At 66.4% G+C, this 1,511-nt stretch carries 1 protein-coding gene; it reads right to left on the bottom strand.

Annotated elements, in window-relative coordinates; translation table 11 throughout:
• Nucleotides 1-7 precede the first annotated feature (7 nt).
• Nucleotides 8-1,207, bottom strand: a complete 1,200-nt coding sequence (locus AB0637_RS24980) for an IS30 family transposase (RefSeq protein ID WP_366175487.1) — start codon at nucleotides 1,205-1,207, stop codon at nucleotides 8-10.
• Nucleotides 1,208-1,511: the final 304 nt, after the last annotated feature.

Raw genomic sequence — 1,511 nt, 5'->3', positions numbered from 1 at the left:
GGCGAGTTCAACCAGTCGATGCAACACCAGACTGATTCACCGATCGTAGCTGCTCCTCGAATACCTCCGCCGGGGTCCTCCACCCCAGCACCTTCCGGGGCCTATTGTTCACCGCCAACGCGACCGCCTCCAGGTCCTCAGCCGACCACCTCGACAGGTCTGTCCCCTTCGGGAAGTACTGGCGCAGCACTCCATTCGTGTTCTCATTCGTGGGGCGCTGCCACGGTGAGTGCGGATCAGCGAAGAACACCCTCGTCCCGGTCGCCAAGGTCAACTGCGCGTGCCCGGATAACTCTCCGCCCCGATCCCAGGTGAGTGTCTGACGAAGTTGCGCCGGCAAACGTGACAGTGACGCAGTCAGCGCGGCGGTCATCGCCACCGCCCCGTACCCACCCAGGGACGGGCCGTTCTTCACCGGCGGTACCTCACCCCACCCTTCAAGCCGCGGCAAGTGCACCAGGAGTGTGGTTCTACTGCTGCGTTCTACGAGGGTGCCTATTGCCGAACGTCCGGTCCCGATGATGAGATCTCCCTCCCAGTGTCCTGGAACGGCCCGATCGGCGGCCTGCGCCGGTCGCTGACTGAGCACGACATCCGCGCTCACGTGCCCTTGCGCCTTGTTCCTCGACCTCTCCCGAGGTTCGCGCAAAGCCCGACCGGTCCGCAGGCACGTCACCAGTTCTCGCTTCAACGCGCCACGGCCCTGGATGAACAGCGACTGATAGACCGCTTCGTGGCTGATGCGCATGGACTCATCATCCGGGAAGTCAACCTTCAGGCGCTGGGAGATCTGTTGCGGACTCCATGCCGTCGCCCACCGCCGGTCCGCCCGGTGCGGCTTGTTCAATCCCTTCCACACGGGAGGCTGTGGGCCGGCGGCGACGGACCCGTCGAGGCGGCGGACACTGCCGGCGAGGCGGTCCTGCACATAGTCGCGCAATCGGTCATTGCCAACGAGCTTGGCAGTCTTGGGACGTTTCGCAGCCTCCTGCGCCTTCCACTGCGCCACGCCAGCGCGATATACCTGCTTACCACCGCGCGTCGCGGCGTTGCGTCGCAGTTCCCGCGAGATCGTGCCAGGGTCACGGCCGACGCGGCGGGCAATCGCCCGTACTCCTTCTCCTTGGGCCACCAGCAGCGCGATCTCCTCCCGCTCAGCGAACGACAGGTAACGTCCGGTGGGCTCATTCAGACTGATCGGCACCATGCCACCAGCGTGGCGGAACCAGCGGAATCCGACCGGCCAGGACACACCCACTCCCGCCGACGCCTTCTCGGTCGACAACCCCTCGGCGATCAACCGCCAGAACGCCCGCTGCACCGCCCGCGACGGCTGCGGCCTACCCGGGGACCGCATCGCCGGGCGCAGCGCTCGATCCGCAGCCCACTGCCGCCGCGCACCTAGCGGCACCACCGTCGCCTCGACGCGCCCCTTGCCCTGCATCCTCTGCTGAGCTGACTTCATCACGCACCTCCTGCTCGAGGTGTTGCGACGACCGGTTGAATCCGCC

Origin of the sequence: Kineococcus sp. NPDC059986 (assembly GCF_040702905.1) — a bacterium.
Lineage (GTDB): Bacteria > Actinomycetota > Actinomycetes > Actinomycetales > Kineococcaceae > Kineococcus.
The sequence above is the reverse complement of the archived record's forward strand: the minus strand, read 5'-3'. Positions and strand labels throughout refer to the sequence as shown.

Excerpts from the sequence above, each read along its gene's own strand:
- AB0637_RS24980 (WP_366175487.1), bottom strand. The coding sequence starts at position 1,207 with ATGGTGCCGATCAGTCTGAATGAGCCCACCGGACGTTACCTGTCGTTC.